The following is a 17,514-nucleotide window of genomic DNA, read 5'->3' as shown; positions in this document are numbered from 1 at the left end:
CTCGCTGCGGGAGGACTCCTCGGTGATGGCGACCTCGAGGAGCGCGGTGCGCCGCTCGGTCATTGGCCCTCCCACATGGGCACCCGCAGCCCGCGTTCCCTCGCGACAACGGCGGCGTGCTCGTAGCCAGCGTCCACGTGCCGCATGACGCCCGTGCCGGGGTCGTTGGTGAGCACGCGCTCGATCTTCTGCGCGGCGAGGTCGGTGCCGTCGGCCACGATGACCTGACCGGAGTGGATCGACCTGCCGATCCCGACGCCGCCGCCGTGGTGGAGGGAGACCCAGGTGGCTCCCGAGGCGGTGTTGAGGAGCGCGTTCAGGAGAGGCCAGTCCGCGATCGCGTCCGAACCGTCCTTCATCGACTCGGTCTCGCGGTACGGCGAGGCGACCGAGCCGGAATCGAGGTGGTCCCGGCCGATGACGATGGGCGCGGAGAGCTCGCCGGTGGCGACCATCTCGTTGAACTTGAGCCCGGCGAGGTGCCGCTCCTGGTAGCCGAGCCAGCAGATCCTGGCCGGAAGGCCCTCGAAGTGCACCTTCTGGCTCGCGGCCGTGACCCAGCGGTGCAGTCGCTCGTCGTCGGGGAACAGCTCGAGAATCGCTCGGTCGGTCGCGGCGATGTCAGCGGGGTCGCCGGAGAGCGCCACCCATCGGAAGGGTCCGCGCCCCTCCTCGAACTGCGGGCGGATGTGCGCTGGCACGAATCCCGGGAACTCGAAGGCTCGCTCGTTCCCGCCGAGCTTCGCCTCGGCCCGGATGGAGTTGCCGTAATCGAAGACCTCGGCCCCGGCATCCTGGAACCCGACCATGGCCTCGACCTGCTTGGCCATGGAGGCGCGGGCGCGCTCCGTGAAGCCGACCGGGTCGCGCTCTGCCTCGGCCTTCCACTCCTCGACGCTCACACCCTCGGGGAGGTAGGCGAGTGGGTCGTGCGCGCTCGTCTGGTCGGTGACCATGTCGATGGGTACGCCATGCTGAAGGAGCAGGGGGAAGATCGTCGCCGCGTTGCCGACCACGCCGACGGAGCGAGGCTCGCGGGCCTCCTTCGCGGCAAGCACGCGCTCGATCGCGTCGTCGAGGTCGTGGGTCATCTCGTCGAGGTAGCCGTGCTCCACGCGGCGCTCGAGCCGGCTCGCGTCCACGTCGACGATGAGGACCACACCCTCGTTCATCGTGACGGCGAGCGGCTGCGCCCCGCCCATGCCACCCGCGCCACCCGTCAGCGTCAGGGTGCCCGCCAGCGTGCCGCCGAAGCGCTTCTCAGCGGCGGCCGCGAACGTCTCGTAAGTGCCCTGGAGGATGCCCTGCGTGCCGATGTAGATCCAGGAACCCGCCGTCATCTGGCCATACATCGTGAGGCCGGCAGCCTCGAGTCGTCGGAACTCGGGCCAGTTGGCCCAGTCTCCGACGAGGTTCGAGTTCGCGATGAGGACCCGAGGCGCCCACTCGTGGGTGCGGAAGACGCCGACCGGCTTCCCCGATTGGACGAGCAGCGTCTCGTCATCCTCCAGAGTCGTGAGGGTGCGGACAATCGCGTCGTACGCCTCCCAGTTGCGCGCCGCCTTGCCCGTGCCGCCGTAGACGACCAGGCTCTCCGGGTGCTCGGCCACTTCCGGATCGAGGTTGTTCATGAGCATGCGCAGCGGCGCCTCGGTCTGCCAGCTCTTCGCAGTGAGCTGCGACCCGCGTGGGGCCCTGATGTTCTCGTGTGCGTTCATGTGCGTGATCCCTTGGTGACCGGAAAGAGTTGAGGAAGGGGGACGAGTGTTGCCCGGGCCGGCTCAGGCAGGGCCGGGGCGCGCTGACGTGGTCGCGCTGAGTGAGTGCTCGATGCTGGCGGTCGCGCCGCTGAGGAGGGCGCCGTAGCGCTCGACCTTGCTCGGCGTGATGCGGTAGCTCGGAACCAGCACGCTGAGCGAGCCGATGACGCGCTCGTGGAGCACGATGGGGGCGGCAACCGCGGTGACGTCCTTCTCGACGCCGCTCTCGAGCGTGACGTAGCCGACGGCGGGCGTCTCACCACGAAGCACCCGTCCGGAAGCCGAGCCCTCGAGCGGAATAGTGCGTCCGACCCAGTTGGTGTGCCGCACCGACTGGGTGCCCTCATGGATGGCGATGTAGAGCGCCTGGTCCGCGTGACCGGGCACGCTGAGGTAGACCGACTCGCCGGTCGAATCGGCGATGTCGCGCATAGCCGGCGAGCAGAGCAGCACGAGGTTGTCGTTCGAGAGCGCTCGCGCCCCAAGCTGCACGATCCGGCTCCCGGCGTGGAAATCACCCGCTTCATCGCGGCTCACGAACCCCGAGGATTCGAGCGTGCGCAGCAGCCGGAGCGACGTACTGGGTGAGAGTTCCGCGAGGCGCGAGCTCTCGGCCAGGCTCAGGCTGCCGTGCTCGCAGACGATCGCGAGCAGGGAGAGCGCCCGTTCGACTGTTCGGGTTGACGGTTCGGCCATCGTGCCTCCTTCATTGCAGGCAACCGTAGACGTGGATCGTTACGCGGATCGACCGCGCTTGTTTCCACCTAGTAAAACGGTTCTGCCATCAAATGGCAATGCACCCTTCAGTTCCGCGCGGCTGCTCGAACGACCGCAAACAGCCCGCGCACGCCGGAGATCGACGGTCTGACGCTTCCCTCGAGCACCACCGTGTCGAAGCGGGCGAGGACAAGCGGCCCGCAGATCAGCTCGCCGTCGAGAACGACGACGGCCACGGAATCGAGTGGCAGCTCGCGAGCATCTCGGACCACGGCGACATCGAGAGCGGGAATCGCATCGGAGTACATGAGATTCAGCACCTGCGAGCTGCCAGCGACGGATGCCCCGACGACGTGCTGCGTGCCGGCGAACCGCGCCTGCTCCCCCGGGCCGAGCACCACCTCTCGGCCGTCGATCTCGAGACGCACCGCGTCGATCGCGAGCTGCACACGCTGAGTTTCCGGGATGAGCGAGAACTCGGCTCGCTGCTCGATCGTCGCGATACTCAGCGACCAGCCGCCCCCGGCCGGCATGGCTCTGATGGTGCGCGTCACCCCCAGACCGTTCTGCCAGGGCGCGGGCTGGAGGTCGTCGTAGCGGATCACGTCGGCGGAGGTCATGCCCCCATTCTCCAGCCCCGCGACCGGGCCGAGAGAGGTCAGCCGCCCGTCGAGCTGCCGCTGCCGCCGCCGCCCTTCACCGTCGAGCCGAACCCGGACTTCCCCGTCGCCCCGAAACCGCTCTTCAATGGTGCCCTCGAGCCGACGGTCGCTCCCGCTGGGGCCTTCTGGGCGACGTCGGAGTGAGCGGAGGAGCCGGGGGCCGCGAACCCGCCGGAGGTGACGGGTGCCCACGAGCTCACGCGAGTGCTGTTCCAGCGGGAGGACGCGAAGAGCACCGGCCCCAGCCAGAGTGCGGAGCTGTAGTGGGTTCCGTAGCTGCTGGACGACTCGCACAGCGACTCGGCGTCCCCCTCGACCTGCTCACCCTGCTGCTCGAGGAGCTGGATCTGCTCGTTCACATCGGCGAGGCAGTCCTCCTTCGACGTGTAGGTCGGGCGTTCCGCACCGTCGGGCAGCACGTAGTTCTCGCCGTCGGCGCCTTCGACCACGACCCCATCATCTGGGACGGTGCTGCAGCCAGCGAGGAACATCATGGCGGCCGCGACTCCCATCGCTCCGACGGTCTTCGGCGTCGACGGGCGGGCGATTCCGGACAGGGTCACGCCACGGCTGCGACGCAGCTTCGGTTCGTACGTCATGGTCGCTCCTCATGGTCGGTGATGTAGTGGGGCACGAACTCGGCGAGGTCGCCCGTGATGGGCCCACTGGTCTCCCGAACGTCGATACCGGCAGGCGTCTCACCCACGATCCAGGAACCCACGATGACCGTCTTGCCGTCGATGTTCGCGAGCGTGGCCCGCTCCTGGTACACGAAGCCCTCGGCGCCGTAGTCGCCGCCGTTCTCGGCCGTCTTGCGCCCCACGAGGTCGTACATCGTGACGTTGGCGCCCTCGCGTCCGAGCTTCGGCTTCTCGACGTACGCCCTGCCACGGAGTCGATCGGGAGTCGGGTAGGCCGCGAGCAGCAGCGGATGATCCGGGAAGAGCTCCCAGAGCACGACCAGGAGCTGCTTGTTGGAGAGCATCATCTTCCAGATCGGCTCGACCCAGGCGGTTGTCGCTCGCGTGGTCGGGAAGTACTGGGCGAACTCCTCACGCACCATCCACTCCCAGGGGTACAGCTTGAAGATGCGCTCGATGCGCTCACCGTCGCCGTCGATGAAGCCGTGGGCGTCCTCATCGAACTGCACATCCTCCATGAAGATCTGCTTCACCTCGAAACCCGCGAGACGCGCGGTCTCCGCCATGTAGCCAACGGTGTCGGCGTCCTCGACGATGAGCTGTCCGTCGCCGCTATCGTGCAGCGACGCGAGATGGAGGCGCGCGCCCTGCGGGAGGAACCAGCGCTGCACTCGGAGATGCACCCACTGCTCCACGAGCAGCTCGTGCAGGAGGTTGAACTGGTCGGCGCCGTCACCCCGTGTCTCGACGAGCCACTGCCATTGCGCGGCAGCGGACTCCACGAGCGACGTGGGCGTGTCCGCGTTGAATTCGAGGAGCTTGATCGTGCCTGCAGCGTCGTACGCGAGGTCGAATCGCCCGTACACGGTGGGATCGTCCTCGTCCCAGGACTTCTCGACGAGGTCCCAGAGCTCGACCGGGATGCCGAACTCCGCGAAGCGACGATCGCGCACGATGCGCTCGCAGGCCTCCATGCAGAGCCGGAACAGCTCAGCCGTCGCCTCCTCGAACGCATCGATCTCGGCCCCTGAGAAGCCGTAGGCCGCTTCCTCCTGCCAGTACGGCCGCCCGCCCTCGGACTCCATGTCGTAGAAGGTGAAGCCGATCGAGTCGAACCTCGCTCGCCAATCGGCGCGCGGAGCACTGTACGTGCGAATCACAGCTCGTCCATCCTCGGATCTCTCCACTCACCGGCTGAACTGCCGACGAGCATCCCCCAGCAACAGTAGGGCCAGGGGGTCGAGAATACCCGGAGAAATGGCGCTGAGAGGAGGCCGCGGCCTGGCCCTTCCAGAGCCGTGGCAGAGTTCCGTGCCTACGAACCCGTCGACGGGCCGGGTGCGGCCGACTCGGACTCCGCCGGCGGCGTCGGGGCCGCTGGCTCCTGCGACTGCGACGGAGCTGGGCTCGGAGACTCGGGCTCCTGGCTCGGCGACGTGGACGGCGGCGGCGTGGACGACTCGGTCTCCGTGGGAGACGGCGCCGGCGACGTCGTGTCCTTCGGGGGCGTCGAGGGCTGGGCGGGCTGCGCGGGCGTGTCAGGGACCTGGTCAGCCGGCGGCTTCGGCGTGTCCTCGCCCGGTTCCCAGTAGTCCTTCTCTGACGGATCGTTCGTCGGCGGGTTCCACGTCGGCGCCTCGCCGAAGATGTCCACGGCAGCCCCATCCGCGTACTTGTTGAGGAACTTCTGCGGGTCGACGTGGGTTCCATCGACGATTGTCTCGAGGTGCAGGTGCGGCCCGGTCGAGGCGCCGGTGTTGCCGAGCAGGCCCACGAGCTGTCCGGTCCTGACCTCGTCGCCGACCTTGACCGCTGGCGAACCTGCGACGAGGTGGGCGTACACGGAACGCACCTGCAGGCCGTCGATGCGGTGCTCGACGACGACGTGGGCGCCGAGACCGCCGCTGTCGGTCGGAACGGACTCGATCACGATGCCGTTGGCGATGGTCCCGACCCGCGTGCCCTGGGGGCCGGCCATATCGAGGCCGCGGTGGTTCGAGGAGCATCCCGAGCACGGTGAGTTGCGTGGTCCGAAGCCGTCGCTGATTCGCACGAGGCTCATGTCGACGGGCCACTGGACGCCCGGTGCCACCGTGCCACCGGCGGATCCGGCACCGGTTCCCTGCACGACAGGAATGTCGCGGGTGCCGATGAGCTGCCCCGGAACGCTGCCGGAGACGGTGTAGGTGACTCCGTCGTGCTCCTTCGAGGACACGACCGGCACCGTCGACTGGCCGTCGTCGACCGCACCCGTGACGGCAGCTGCGCCGATCGACGCGGCAGCGATGAGGCCGAGCGTCGCGGCGACGACGGGAACGGCGAGAAGCCTGGCGCGGCGGCGTTCTTTTGCTCTGCGCGCGCGCCGACCCGGGACGTCGAGGTGGGTGTCTGACGTGGCGGTGGATGACTTCGGCAAGGAGTCTCCTGCAATTCTGCAATTGGTGCTTCACGGGCAACGTGTCCGAGTCTAAAGACCCTCGCGCGAAAGCGGAAGTACTGATTCAGAGACTGGTGGCGTATCGCGCGCATTCCGGCACACTCTCGCGACAGTGCACGTTGCGATTCCCCTCAGATATCCAGAAGGCGCTCGCTGAACGGGGACACGAATTTCCGATCTGCATCCGCCTCGGAGACAAGGCGACGGAATGAGGGCAGGCGCGGATACAGTTCGTTGAATTCGTCGCGGCCGAGCGAGGTGAGCTTGCCCCAGTGGGGCCTCGCCTCGAACGGGCTGAGGCTGCGCTCGATGACGGACAGGAGCTCCAGGACGGGCGCTGCGAGCTTCTTCCACGTGAACGCCACGCAGAGCACGTCCTCACCCTGAGTCGGGCTGAGCCAGAGCTCATCCCCCGCCATCGTCCTGAGCTCGCAGACGTGCAGCAGCGGTTGCAGGCGAGCGGAATGCGCCCGGACCGCCTCGAGCGCGGCCGCCGCGTGCCGGAGCGGCACGAAGTGCTCACTCTGCAGCTCCGAGCCGACGCTCGGTGTGGAGGCGATCGGAAAGTGGGGAAGCCGATCCCACCAAGGTCCCACCGAGCCGTCCCGAGCGGTCACGCTTTCGGAGTCTGCCTCGCCCGGAAGGCGGGGCGATCCGAACAGATCATCCTCGACGTCGATGTCGTCCTCGTATTCTGGAATTCGGGACTTCACGAGCACCTCGCTGACGGCACCGTCGAAGGTCGTGAATGCGCTGACCGAATAGCCAGCCCGATGGACCTGATCAAGGTTCTCGAGATAGGTGCGCCAAGGCATTGGCCCGTAAGCGTCCTGTCGCATGCTGTAGCGCGGCTGGATATCCAAGGTGACCCGCGTGACTACCCCGAGCAGGCCGAGGTGGAGAACTGCGCCGAGGAATCCTTCGGAGCCCCGCTCGATGGTCCGGAGCGAACCGTCTGGACCGAGGATCTCGAGAGCACGCACCGCGGTGCTGAGGGAGCCGAGGGCAGTCCCGGATCCGTGTGTCCCGGTGGCGACAGCTCCGCCGACGGAGATATGCGGCAGGGAACCGGCGTTGTGGAGCGCAGAGCCTGCCTCATCGAGCTGCGGCGCTACTCGTCCGTACGGGACTGCTGCGCTCATGACCGCCGTCCCCGCGAGCCCGTCGATGACAAGATCCGTGGGCACTTGCCGCAGGCTCACCAGCACACCACTGGTGTCCGCGACGTCGCTGAAGGAGTGTCTCGTACCGAGGGCATGCACACGGCTGGCGCTCGCGATGACGCCCGCGGCCTCCCCGAACGACGTCGGCTCCACGATCTCCCGAGCAGAGAAGCGCAGCGAGCGCGCCCAGTTCATCCGGTCCTGACTCGACCCGCCTCTGCTCATTCGCTGCACGCCCTCGTGTCGAGATGGTCTGACCCCACTAGAGGATCACGAGTTGCCCGGAAACGAAAGAACCCCAGCGCATAAAGCGCTGGGGTTCTGCTTGCTCCCTGAGATGGACTCGAACCATCAACCTGCCGGTGAACAGCCGGCTGCTCTGCCATGACCGGCACGCCCTGACGCTGCGGTCCCAATCGGCCCTACTGACACGAACTATCCGGGTTCGCACGAACCGAAGCCGGGCCCAAATGGTTGTCCAACTTCCGCGGATGAAACCATCACTGCCCGCCACCGATCTCGGTGCCCGGTCCTCGGGTCGTCGGCCTTCTCAGGCTGGCGGCGATACTTGTTCACATCTGAACAGGCAGGAGTTGCCTGCCCCGACCGGGATTGACGGATCACGAAGAACGCCGCGTCGCCGATCTCGTCGCGCGTTGCGCTCGCTTTGGAACGCGCGGACTGAGGAGCTCACTGCTGCGCCAGATGTTGCTCGGCATCCGTGAAGTCACGAGAGTCCAGATCGCAAAGCCAGCTTCCCTGGAGCTTCCAGAGCGTGCAGACCGAAGAGAATGCAGCTGTGCTGCGCTATTTCCGGCCGGTCGTGGGTCATCAGTCGAGTGAAGGGGATGTCTCCCGCGTTGCGGCAGAGCATTCAAGCCAGGCCCCACTGGGGCCGGAAGCTACGTCTCATCTGTTTGTCCCGTCTCCCTGATCACTCGGCGACCTCAGAAGTGCCTGGTGGAGCCAGAGAGCGTAGCGCAGAGGAACATGCCCCCTCGCAGGTCCCGTCTTTGAGCCGGACTTGCAACCGCAGGGTCTGGATCCGCCGATTCCTGTGATGGGACCGTACCGAGTGAGAGAAGACGTTCGGACGCCGAGAACAGAGCATCAGGCCACGTGCACTCGCCTCGACCCCGGTTCGCGATCCGCCGGCTCTGCTGGCACCCGCCACATCCGGAGAACCCCGCTGATTCCTTTGTCCTGACATAAACTCGACGCCGGTTGACCCCTGCAATCGACGGACGTGACGGATGAGCCCTGACAAGAACACTGCGGACGTGGTTGAGAGAAACATCGCCTTGGAGGGTGAGGCAGCCGACGCATGGATCGAAGCGTTGGGCTGGAGCGCAACCGCCCCCAGCGGTCGCCTGCGGCTGTTTGCTGACCTCATCCGCGTCGACCCGTTTGCCATCGGTCGCATCCGGCATTCCCCCGCGACTTTCACCTTCGCTGGTCAGCGGCACTGGCACTGGGTGCGTTCATAGCGGTCCTTGGTCTCGAGGGGACACAGACGCTCGTCACTGAAGAGAGGCGAATCCAAGTAGAACCAGGCCAGATCTACGTTCAGTCGATGCGGAAGCCGTTCACCATCTCCTCCGAGGAGCCCGTCGCGCGAATCGTCTTGATGTCCGACTGGCCGTTCCCCGCTGGCATGTACGCCAAGACGCCTCGAATCGGCCTGTTCGAGTCGCACGATCCATACATGGCTGTTTTCCTCAACGCAGTCACCGCAGCACTGAACTCCGTGACATCGGAGTCCGGTTCCGGCCTTGCCGGTGTTCGTCACGCAATCGATCATCTCTTCATGAGCGCCCTGGTCGGAGATCAGGTGGCAGAAACAGGCGGTGAGTCGCAGCAGAACCCTGTGCTGAACAGGGCTACTCAGGCTATTCGCGCGCATGCTGGGGACCCAGCCTTTGATGTCGCCGCACTAGCCCGCGCGCTCCATCTTTCACCCGCCAGCCTCTACCGTGCGTACGAGGGGCTTCACTTGAGCCCATCAGCTCAACTGCGCGCAGCTCGGGTCGAACGCGCTCGTACTCTGCTGAATTCTGAGGTCGTAGACGCCAGCACCACTGACCTCAAGCGCATCGCTGGTTGGGCAGGGTTCGGTTCCGTGCGCGCGCTTCGACGAGCGTTGGCCGCTGCGAGTCCTGAGCTTGAAGCGCGTTCCGGGACGGGAATCGAGCCCGGGTTTCCGCACTGACTTCGCGCCCGGAGACCGCGCCCGCGGAGCACCAGCCTCGGAGAAGACAGGCGAAGAATGGCTCTCGCTACCGGTATAGCGGTCATGACTCCCGCCCAGAGGAGTCGCATCGCTCGTCCGCGGGACCAGAAAAGTGGCGGATCCACGAGCCCCGTGCTGCAGTTTGGATACGTCGATGTGACCCGGTCGCGGTCCCTTGAACAAGTCCACTCCCGCATACTCCGCACTCGGTTACAGCCGAGTTCTGGCTGGGCGTGCCGCTCAGACAGGACGGCCCATCTTCGTCGACAGCCATCGACTTGGCCGGAGAGCGTGCCTAACAAGCCACCTGAGCGTCGAAGCGGAGGCCGCTGATCGAGATGAAGTGCCAACCCTGGCGTCCACCAAGTTGGGTGTAGCGCAGGCTGCTGCCGGAGGGGAACGCGGCGAAGATGAAGCGATCGTTCCATGCGGTGGCGCCTGTGCTGAGGGTCCCGACGGAACGTGCGAACGGGCTGCCAATCGTTCCGGCCCCCGTGCCCTGGTCACTACCCGGGGTCGGGATGATCGACGTTGGAGGCACACTGAAACCGACTGCGTCCCAGTACGTGGCTCGCCACGCTGGTGAACTGTCTCCGGATGAGATGTCGAAGATGTCGAACTGCACGTCAGTGGGAGTGACGGTTGCCCCCGCACTGTCGAAGAACTCGAACGTCAGCTGCTGACCGTCAACAGAAGTCCCGGAGGGAGCGGTCGTGCCGGACTTACGTTGGCTGAGGACGAGTGCGTCCGTGGGGCCGAAGTTCGTGAACACGTAGTCTTGGCTGCCGTCGTTCGCGGCGCCGCCATTCCATCCCGAAGCGGTCTGAGACATGTTGAAGCTCATGCCATTCTGTGTGTCGATTGTCCCGGCATCGAGTGCGGACGTGATCCGGACCGTGTACACCTCTGCTGTGTCTGGACTGGTGGCCTGGAGCACGATGGGGTTACCTGTACCCTGGCCAGTCGTGAACTGGGTGGTGAAGGTGCCGGTCGAGCAGTTGCCCGACGCGGCCGCTGATGGGACAGCGCTGGCTAAGGCAATGACGGGGGTGGTCCAAGCTGCACCGATAACTATGGAGCGTCGGGCAACGCCATCTGAGTTCATTTGGGTGTTCAACCGGAGTGGTTTCTGAGGCACGTCTGCTCCTTCAATTGATAGCTGTGGTCAACATATAGCTATCGATCAGGCGAACATGAATCGTGTTCTACTTTGCGACGATTATTGCGTATTTTGCGACGTAATTTGCAACTCAACAGTCTTCGATGCCTTTCAACGCGCAACCGCGTACCGCATTCTCGGAAAAGTTCGCATGGACGCAGGCACAAAACTGGCGCTTTTGGAACGACAACGGTCCCCGCAAGCACCGCAGAGAAGAGCAGTCCGCTCGCCTCAGGGCGGAAGCTGCGCCGGTCGAGCTCTTCCGTGCTCCCCAGAGTCATGAACCGTGAGTCCCCAGCCCTCGCCACGATCAACACGGTCGCTAACGCCTCGTATGGTGCGGCCCCCTGCGAGGCCAGGCACGGATCGGGCGCTCTCTTTCTCCTTCGGCGTCGCGGCGTTCGGATGAGTTCGAGTCGGACCACATCATCCCGCTCACCGCGGAGAGTCCGAGGCGCGCGAGCAGACGGAGCGGGGAGAAACGCGAGGTGCTGGCGTGGAGACCAATGACCCTGCAAACCGTCCAAGCTGAAGCGAAAACTGTTGTCGAAAGGCGTCTCGCCTGCGATCGGATGCCGCCCGACACCGTGTTCGACTTAACGTGTCTGGCCGGCATGAACGGCGAGCATGCTCACTGATGAAGACCCGCGCGATTACCTCCATGCTCTGGCTGTTGTCTTAGACCAGGGCCGAGGCGGGATCCCTCCGTCCCGGGCCTAGCTCGAGAAGACGCGAGGAACGATCATGAGCTTGACCATGGTCACGCCATTTTGGGCCGAGAGGGCGGGGCGACGATTTCGCAGTGGGAACGCAGCGTCACCTGCTGTTCCCTCTGGACGGCCCGGAACTCAATCCTGAGCGCACTGGAGGCGCTGTTCCCACAGATACCCGAACGGCGAAACGCCGCCCAGCAGATCAGGGCCCCACGCGGGGTGAGGACGGCTGGGCCCGAGGCAAGCGCATGGTAGCTCGCTCGAATTTCGTTCCCCTAGACGCAGATGTTGAAGCTGATTCCGCTGATGGCTATGAACTGCCATCCACTCAATCCCCCGAAGCTTGTGTATCGCATACCGAGACCGTCGGTGCTGACCGATGCGAACTCGAAACGTTCTGCGAAGGGGCCGCCACTCGTGTCTGCGTTGCCGGATGCCCGCCGGAATGGGTCCTGATAGGTGCCGGCACCCGTCCCAGGATCACCGCTGATGGACGTTGTAAGGGTTGATGTCGCGCTCGGTGTGAGGCTAAATCCCACTGCATCGCGGTAGCTTGGTCGCCACGGCTGTGACCCGAGAGTTTCCAGGGCAGCGCTCACGTCATAAATAGTGATATTCATTTCGCTCACACTGATCGGAGCACCATTTCTCATCGCGGTGAAGCGAACATCCTGCCGTGGCGAGTTCCCTTGCGAGGTGCCTCGCTGATTGAGAACGATCGCTCCGAGAGGAGAAAAGTTATGGAAGACCACATCTAGGCCTTCCTGTTGGCCGTTCCATCCGGAACCACCAGTCGTGAAGTTGAAGTTCTGGCCCTGTTGTTCGGTGACGGTGTCCGGACCAGTCTCAGTCGCGACGCTCACCGTGACACCGGGCACGTTCGTCAGGAGAGTGACCGAATTTCCCGGCTGGTTGGACGGCACGAGAACCGCCTCGACTGCGCACGCCCCCTGCGAGGCCGATGACAGAGGCACCGCAACCGTTGCTGCGATCACCGGGACGCTCCACGCCGAAGCGGAGAGAACGCGTCGCCTAGTCGTGCCGAGTTCCCGACGTGTGTCCGAAGGTCGTACGGGAGTCATATGTGTTCCATTCTTTGTCGCGGTATTCTCGTGGCCGTCTCACTTCGTTGGCGAGTCCAGCCAGAAACAGGTTGCACTTTGACCTGGCCCCGAAGCGCGCTACTACGGGAGATTGCCGCATTTCGCGGCGAAGACGTCGCAATCCACGACCGTCCATGGCGTCAGGGCTCGACACATCAGTTCGATCGTTGATGACTGCGGGACGAATTGGCTCGCCAGGCGAAACGAGTGGAACTGCTCGCAGCGGCGTAAACTGAAGCTGCACACCCTCATCCACACGATTTGTCAACTGATCGGGTTCGTTGACGGCACGGCACTTCACGGCAAACTTGGCGACGGCTTAGAGGTTGGTTGGTTTTCTCGATCAAGAACAGATTTCGCAGAAGAAAGTTGCGCTTCGGAATCCCGCTACCACTCACGCAGATCTTCGAATCTGACTACCTCCGGAACGCATCGTGAGTTTGCGCTCACGACCGGAGCCGCGACGCTCGTGCTCCACCTTTCGAACGTAAGGGCGGAAGCGACGTCAATTTGAGGAAGTACCGAGACCCTTGGCAGGCACCAACGGTTCTTGCCTGTCGAAAAGGCGGCGGTCTCTCAGGAGGCACCTTTGTTCATGATCAATACGTCGCGAAGCTCGAAACGATAGCTCGTGCGGCCATCGACCCCTCCGAGGAGAGAACTGTCAGGCACCAACCGTGGTGCAGACCGACGTCAAGACTAGGTCTCGCAGCGTGCAGAAGGGCGGCGGGAATTGGAGCCGCTTCATGAACCCATCCCCTGGGGCAGAAGCGTTCGGGATCACGATCCGCCACCTCGAACCAGGAGTTGTCCGCAGCGGCTGTGGCCCGCGCGAGCCCCAGCGGAAGCCCACCAACGGTCGTGCGTTCACTGAGAATGGTCGCAAAGTTGCGCTTCTCCGCAGCCGAGGCCCCGTCCTTCCTGGTCGCCGAGTCCGGGGCTAACACCTCTGTGCCACACGTCAGATCTTCGATGGAGTACGGGCGGACGGCGGCGAGCGCGAAAAGAGCCCGGCACGACCTTCAGAACATCACTCGGCGACACGATCGGAGTGAGTCTGCCGAGTGTCCTGAGACGAGATGGCGTCGGGGCGCTTCTCTTCGCGACGCGCCTCCGTTGCGATAGCGCGCCTCATCGTGATTGCAGAAGCGAAGCCGCTGCGCAGCGCTACCTCTCGCGCCGAGAGACTCGGCTCTTCCCCCATCAAGGCCTCGGCGTTTTCGATCCTTCGTCGGCGCAGAACGCCGGCCACACTTGTCCCTCTGAGCCGCAGGCGCCGCTCCAGAACACGGCGTGTGAGTCCCGATTCACGGGCGATGCCGTCGACACCGAACCCCGCTACCTGGAACCGATTCTCGACGATGAGTTGAACGAGCGCCAACGTATCAGCGTCGCGAAGGTCTGCGACGTTCGTGGCCTCGACGATCAGCGCGTGTGCGGCCGCGCGCAGCAGAGCTCTCAGAGAATTAGCGGAGTGCGGATCTGGCGCCGGCGGCGCATTGACGGCAGTGTCGAGCAGGGTTCGAACGCTGTCCCGCACGATGCCACCATCAGAGTGGTACCAACGAGGGCGGAGGGGCTCGAGTTCTTTCACATCGAAGGAGAACATCACCCCGGCGATTTTGCGGTGGGTACTGAGAAAGACTGGTTCGCTTCCCGGCGGTACTATCGCGATCTGTGAGGGCTCGAGCCGCACGTGACGTTGCCCCGACCGAACGAGCAGCGTGCCTTGCTCCAGGAAGAGAATGAGGCTCCGCTCCCGAGCGGAAGCGCGCTCCCGCTTCCAAGTGACCTGTATCGGGGAGCTCTCCCCACTGATGACGAGATATCGATCAAACCGAAGGATCGAGGCATCAATCGCGACCGTGGGGGTTGAGGCAGTCAGATCGACCCCAGCCCTGAGCACGGTGTCGATCGACGGCGGCAGCGACCCGCTGACCTTGAACTGCTGCGTCAAGTAGCCCGGGAACGGACTCCAGCCGCCCTCATCATCGTACAAATCATGCGAGACGGACTTCACTGGCCCTCCAGACCGCCACAGGACACTACCTTTTGCCGAACGTCGCCGACGATGTAGTCGCCAGGGTACTTGCAGACATCGGTGAAGCGTACTGCCGATGCCGCGTGACCACCGTCAAGGGCCTCCAGGCCCTCGGAGAGCGGCCAACCCTCCAGGAATGCTCGCGCACTTCGCAGTGGTGAGGCCACCTGGACAACTCGGCCAGGAGGAGCTTCCCACAAGCGGAGAAGCCAGTGGAGACATTTGCATGGAAGTTGAGGGCGAGCGGATCGTGCGAATCCGACTCGGATGCCAACCGGCTGAAGATGTTTGAAGCTGCTTCATTCTCATGCCTGGCTGTCAACGGTATGCCATACCGTTCCTGCGTCGAGCAGAAAAACAACGCGAATGCCAGTGGTCGAGATTCACAGCGGGACCACCTTGGTGCACGACCGTGGGATTCGGACCGCACCGTGGCAGTCATCCGCGCAGGAGCCCGGCACTTCACAGCGCACTCCTTATCACCGGTTCTTCTCACTGCTCGCCCTCATCTCGGTTTTTCCCTAGCCTTTCCAGAGGAACGCGTCGCCCTTGGCGCTGGCCCGGGATGCACGCCCGACGCACCACCTCATCCCCGAACTACTGCGAGCAACTCTACGGAAATAGAAATTGCCACGGGACGTGTATCTCACGCTTCTCGGAGTGGCAGATCGAGCAATCCACGCGCGGGCAGAATCGCGTGGGCGCTGCTCCCGAAAGAAATAACAGCAAGGCCCTTGGCATTACCTTCGACAAAACCAAGTGCAATTCATACCTTCTGCGAGAGATTACCTGAGGTGCTCTGAACAGAGATACCGGGTGCAATGCGGCTATGAATGTGACGCCACCATGATATGTGCGTGGAAAACTCTAGATATGAAAGAACCAAATTGAGCACTCAGATCTCCAAAAACCCGACCAGAAGAACCGTCATTGCGGGGGCGGCCTGGGCGGCCCCAGTCATTAGCTTGGCGATCGCGACCCCACTCGCAGCTGCATCTCCTGGACGTTGTGGGAACTTGGCCTGGTCGTCCTCGTCATCAAGTTCGGCGAACACCAGAACTGCTACCGTCATCGCTGGTGGAAGTACGGCGGCAGTGACCATTACGCAGGCGACAATCGCGGGCTCTATGCAGGCCGGGAACTTCGCCCCATATACCGGCACCCCAGGACCAGTTGGTCCAATTGGCTCCTTGTTCCTCTACCAGGAGACGACAACTGCGAACGTTCCAGCCCGGCAGCGCCTGACCTTCACGAGCACGGTTCCGATTAAAAGCGTTGAGTTCGTTGTCAACGATCACACTCGATCCAACGCGTATCATGACGGCCTCATCCTCACCGGGTTCGGTTCCCAGTCAGCAACGTCCGTGGATACCAGAACTGGTGGCGTAACGATCGTCGGCAATGGAACCTCGGCAAACCCTTGGACGCTTTCTGGTGTCCAGACCGACAACGCGACCTCGCGGACAAGGGTTGCCGCCCAAAGCCCCACGGCATCGGTGAACACATTTACGTTCGAGTACATCAACGCTACGAACCCCGCCGTGGTTGGGGGAAGCGCGCAGTATATTTCGCTCTCCGACTTGCAAATATGCTTCTGAGCAGCTCATCATCTCTATCAACATCTGGCCTGCGGCTTTCTCTCTCTACGGATCGAGAAAGCCGCAGGCCAGTTTTGGCTTACGGGCTCTTCACCGAGGTGATCCCTTTTGCTGCCAGAACAACGAGAATCGGAGGGCAGGAGCTCCGACGCTGTCGCGTGTGTAGTTCGGCGTTTTGTCAGGTCGCTCCAATCAATGTTTGGACTCCTGAACCAAGGAATCCGCTCGGATCCTGCAAGCTCGGAGCCCCAGATCTCTTCCAGGTGTTCGGCTCGGCCTGAGTCCCTGCCCTATAGGCCTCCCATAAATCGCAGCTAGATGTATTGACCTGGGACGTTGTGAACGTTCGATGGTTTGAGGGAAGCGAAAACCTCCGTGGGGATGTGGGTTACCACACTCGCATCGCAACACGGAGGTTTTCGTGACCCACGCTAACGCACCCCTGACGCCGGAAGGGCGTCGCCGTCTCGTCGCCTTGGTCCTCGAGGAGGGATGGAGCATGCGCCGCGCCGCGGAACGAGTCCAGTGCTCCACCGCGACCGTCAAGAAATGGGTCGACCGGGCCTTAGCCGGCGAGGCGCTCGAGGATCGCTCCTCCCGCCCACGCAGCTCCCCGATCCAATGCCCGAAATGCACCGAGTCCTGCGCCGCCACCACATGCGTCTGCTGCGCCACCTCGATCAAGCAACGGGACTCCCCGCCCGGACATGCGCCCGGCCCGCTACGAGCGAGCCACTCGCGGCGAGCTGGTCCACGTCGACATCAAGAAGCTCGGCCGCATCCCGGCCGGCGGCGGGCATCGCAAACTCGGCCGACAAGCGGGAAACCGGAAGCGTCACCAATGCGTTGGATACGCCTACTTGCATCACGCCGTCGATGACTACTCGAGGCTCGCGTACTCAGAGATCCTCGAGATCGAACGCAAGGAAACCGCGGCCAGTTCCTGGACGCGCGCTCGGGCCTACTTCGCGGGCGTCGGGATCACTGTCACCGAGGTCATCACGGACAACGGATCCTGTTACCGATCCACCGCCTTTCGAGACACCCTGCAAGCCACGGACATCAAACATGGCCGGACTCGCGCTTACCGACCCACAACGAGCGGCAAAGTCGAGCCCTTCAACCGAACCCTCGCCAGCGAATGGGCCTACGCGCACACCTACGGCAGCGATGAAGCCAGAGCCGGGACCTACGACACCTGGCTCCATCACTACAACCACCACAGACCCCACACCGGAATCGGCGGCCAACGCCCCTCAGACCGCGTTCACAACCTCACGGGTCAATACA

At 64.0% G+C, this 17,514-nt stretch carries 14 protein-coding genes and 1 pseudogene; 5 read left to right on the top strand and 10 right to left on the bottom strand.

Annotated elements, in window-relative coordinates:
• Positions 1–59: 59 nt before the first annotated feature.
• The 7 genes from hutU to C5E07_RS05160 all read right to left on the bottom strand — a co-directional run bounded on the left by hutU (position 60) and on the right by C5E07_RS05160 (position 7,575).
• Positions 60–1,718 (bottom strand): urocanate hydratase, encoded by a 1,659-nt coding sequence (gene hutU / locus C5E07_RS05190; RefSeq protein ID WP_104298673.1) that lies wholly within the window; start codon positions 1,716–1,718, stop codon positions 60–62.
• A 63-nt stretch (positions 1,719–1,781) separates the two neighbouring features.
• Complete coding sequence (locus C5E07_RS05185; protein WP_104298672.1) at positions 1,782–2,456, bottom strand: IclR family transcriptional regulator; 675 nt, start codon at positions 2,454–2,456, stop codon at positions 1,782–1,784.
• 107 nt (positions 2,457–2,563) lie between these two features.
• A complete protein-coding gene (locus C5E07_RS05180; protein WP_104298671.1) occupies positions 2,564–3,097 on the bottom strand; it encodes a HutD family protein in 534 nt (177 codons plus the stop codon).
• A 38-nt stretch (positions 3,098–3,135) separates the two neighbouring features.
• Positions 3,136–3,738 carry a hypothetical protein gene (locus C5E07_RS05175; RefSeq protein ID WP_104298670.1) on the bottom strand — a complete coding sequence of 201 codons (603 nt, stop codon included), beginning with the start codon at positions 3,736–3,738 and terminating at the stop codon, positions 3,136–3,138.
• On the bottom strand, positions 3,735–4,940 hold the full coding sequence (locus C5E07_RS05170) for a glutathionylspermidine synthase family protein (protein ID WP_219819630.1): 1,206 nt from the start codon (positions 4,938–4,940) through the stop codon (positions 3,735–3,737). Before C5E07_RS05170 ends, C5E07_RS05175 begins: the two co-directional genes overlap by 4 nt.
• Positions 4,941–5,095: 155 nt before the next feature.
• Positions 5,096–6,196 carry a M23 family metallopeptidase gene (locus tag C5E07_RS05165; RefSeq protein WP_104241432.1) on the bottom strand — a complete coding sequence of 367 codons (1,101 nt, stop codon included), beginning with the start codon at positions 6,194–6,196 and terminating at the stop codon, positions 5,096–5,098.
• Between the two features lie 152 nt (positions 6,197–6,348).
• Entirely contained in the window at positions 6,349–7,575 is a 1,227-nt protein-coding gene (locus tag C5E07_RS05160; protein ID WP_181057810.1) for a D-arabinono-1,4-lactone oxidase, read from the bottom strand.
• Between the two features lie 1,058 nt (positions 7,576–8,633).
• Between C5E07_RS05160 and C5E07_RS05150 the strand changes: the two genes are divergently transcribed.
• The gene (locus C5E07_RS05150; protein ID WP_104298668.1) at positions 8,634–8,867 is read left to right on the top strand and encodes a hypothetical protein; all 234 of its coding nucleotides are present in this window, start codon (positions 8,634–8,636) and stop codon (positions 8,865–8,867) included.
• Between the two features lie 86 nt (positions 8,868–8,953).
• On the top strand, positions 8,954–9,589 hold the full coding sequence (locus C5E07_RS19135; protein WP_146080516.1) for an AraC family transcriptional regulator: 636 nt from the start codon (positions 8,954–8,956) through the stop codon (positions 9,587–9,589).
• Between the two features lie 316 nt (positions 9,590–9,905).
• Here the strand turns inward: C5E07_RS19135 and C5E07_RS05145 are convergent, their stop codons facing one another.
• Complete coding sequence (locus C5E07_RS05145) at positions 9,906–10,748, bottom strand: hypothetical protein (protein WP_146080515.1); 843 nt, start codon at positions 10,746–10,748, stop codon at positions 9,906–9,908.
• A gap of 527 nt (positions 10,749–11,275) precedes the next feature.
• Between C5E07_RS05145 and C5E07_RS19715 the strand changes: the two genes are divergently transcribed.
• Positions 11,276–11,407, top strand: coding sequence for a hypothetical protein (locus tag C5E07_RS19715; protein WP_258063779.1), 132 nt, complete (start codon positions 11,276–11,278; stop codon positions 11,405–11,407).
• 350 nt (positions 11,408–11,757) lie between these two features.
• Here C5E07_RS19715 and C5E07_RS19130 read toward each other — a convergent pair whose 3' ends face one another.
• Together C5E07_RS19130 and C5E07_RS05140 are read right to left on the bottom strand one after the other, a co-directional pair.
• Positions 11,758–12,477, bottom strand: coding sequence for a hypothetical protein (locus C5E07_RS19130; protein WP_146080514.1), 720 nt, complete (start codon positions 12,475–12,477; stop codon positions 11,758–11,760).
• A gap of 1,138 nt (positions 12,478–13,615) precedes the next feature.
• Positions 13,616–14,605: a helix-turn-helix domain-containing protein gene (locus C5E07_RS05140; RefSeq protein WP_104298666.1), complete on the bottom strand. Its 990-nt coding sequence runs from the start codon at positions 14,603–14,605 to the stop codon at positions 13,616–13,618.
• A 1,115-nt stretch (positions 14,606–15,720) separates the two neighbouring features.
• Here C5E07_RS05140 and C5E07_RS19125 point away from each other — a divergent pair.
• Positions 15,721–16,224 carry a hypothetical protein gene (locus C5E07_RS19125; protein WP_146081445.1) on the top strand — a complete coding sequence of 168 codons (504 nt, stop codon included), beginning with the start codon at positions 15,721–15,723 and terminating at the stop codon, positions 16,222–16,224.
• 421 nt (positions 16,225–16,645) lie between these two features.
• Positions 16,646–17,513, top strand: a pseudogene (locus C5E07_RS05130) (DDE-type integrase/transposase/recombinase); the annotation flags it as partial.
• Position 17,514 lies beyond the last annotated feature (1 nt).

The organism is Pseudoclavibacter sp. RFBJ3, from assembly GCF_002931375.1.
Classification (GTDB): domain Bacteria; phylum Actinomycetota; class Actinomycetes; order Actinomycetales; family Microbacteriaceae; genus Pseudoclavibacter.
The sequence above is the reverse complement of the archived record's forward strand: the minus strand, read 5'-3'. Positions and strand labels throughout refer to the sequence as shown.

What these genes read in the sequence shown, in the direction of transcription:
- hutU (WP_104298673.1), bottom strand. Translation starts at nt 1,718, where the DNA reads ATGAACGCACACGAGAACATCAGGGCCCCACGCGGGTCGCAGCTCACT.
- C5E07_RS05185 (WP_104298672.1), bottom strand. Translation starts at nt 2,456, where the DNA reads ATGGCCGAACCGTCAACCCGAACAGTCGAACGGGCGCTCTCCCTGCTC.
- C5E07_RS05180 (WP_104298671.1), bottom strand. Translation starts at nt 3,097, where the DNA reads ATGACCTCCGCCGACGTGATCCGCTACGACGACCTCCAGCCCGCGCCC.
- C5E07_RS05175 (WP_104298670.1), bottom strand. Translation starts at nt 3,738, where the DNA reads ATGACGTACGAACCGAAGCTGCGTCGCAGCCGTGGCGTGACCCTGTCC.
- C5E07_RS05160 (WP_181057810.1), bottom strand. Translation starts at nt 7,575, where the DNA reads ATGAACTGGGCGCGCTCGCTGCGCTTCTCTGCTCGGGAGATCGTGGAG.
- C5E07_RS05150 (WP_104298668.1), top strand. Translation starts at nt 8,634, where the DNA reads ATGAGCCCTGACAAGAACACTGCGGACGTGGTTGAGAGAAACATCGCC.
- C5E07_RS19135 (WP_146080516.1), top strand. Translation starts at nt 8,954, where the DNA reads ATGCGGAAGCCGTTCACCATCTCCTCCGAGGAGCCCGTCGCGCGAATC.
- C5E07_RS19715 (WP_258063779.1), top strand. Translation starts at nt 11,276, where the DNA reads ATGACCCTGCAAACCGTCCAAGCTGAAGCGAAAACTGTTGTCGAAAGG.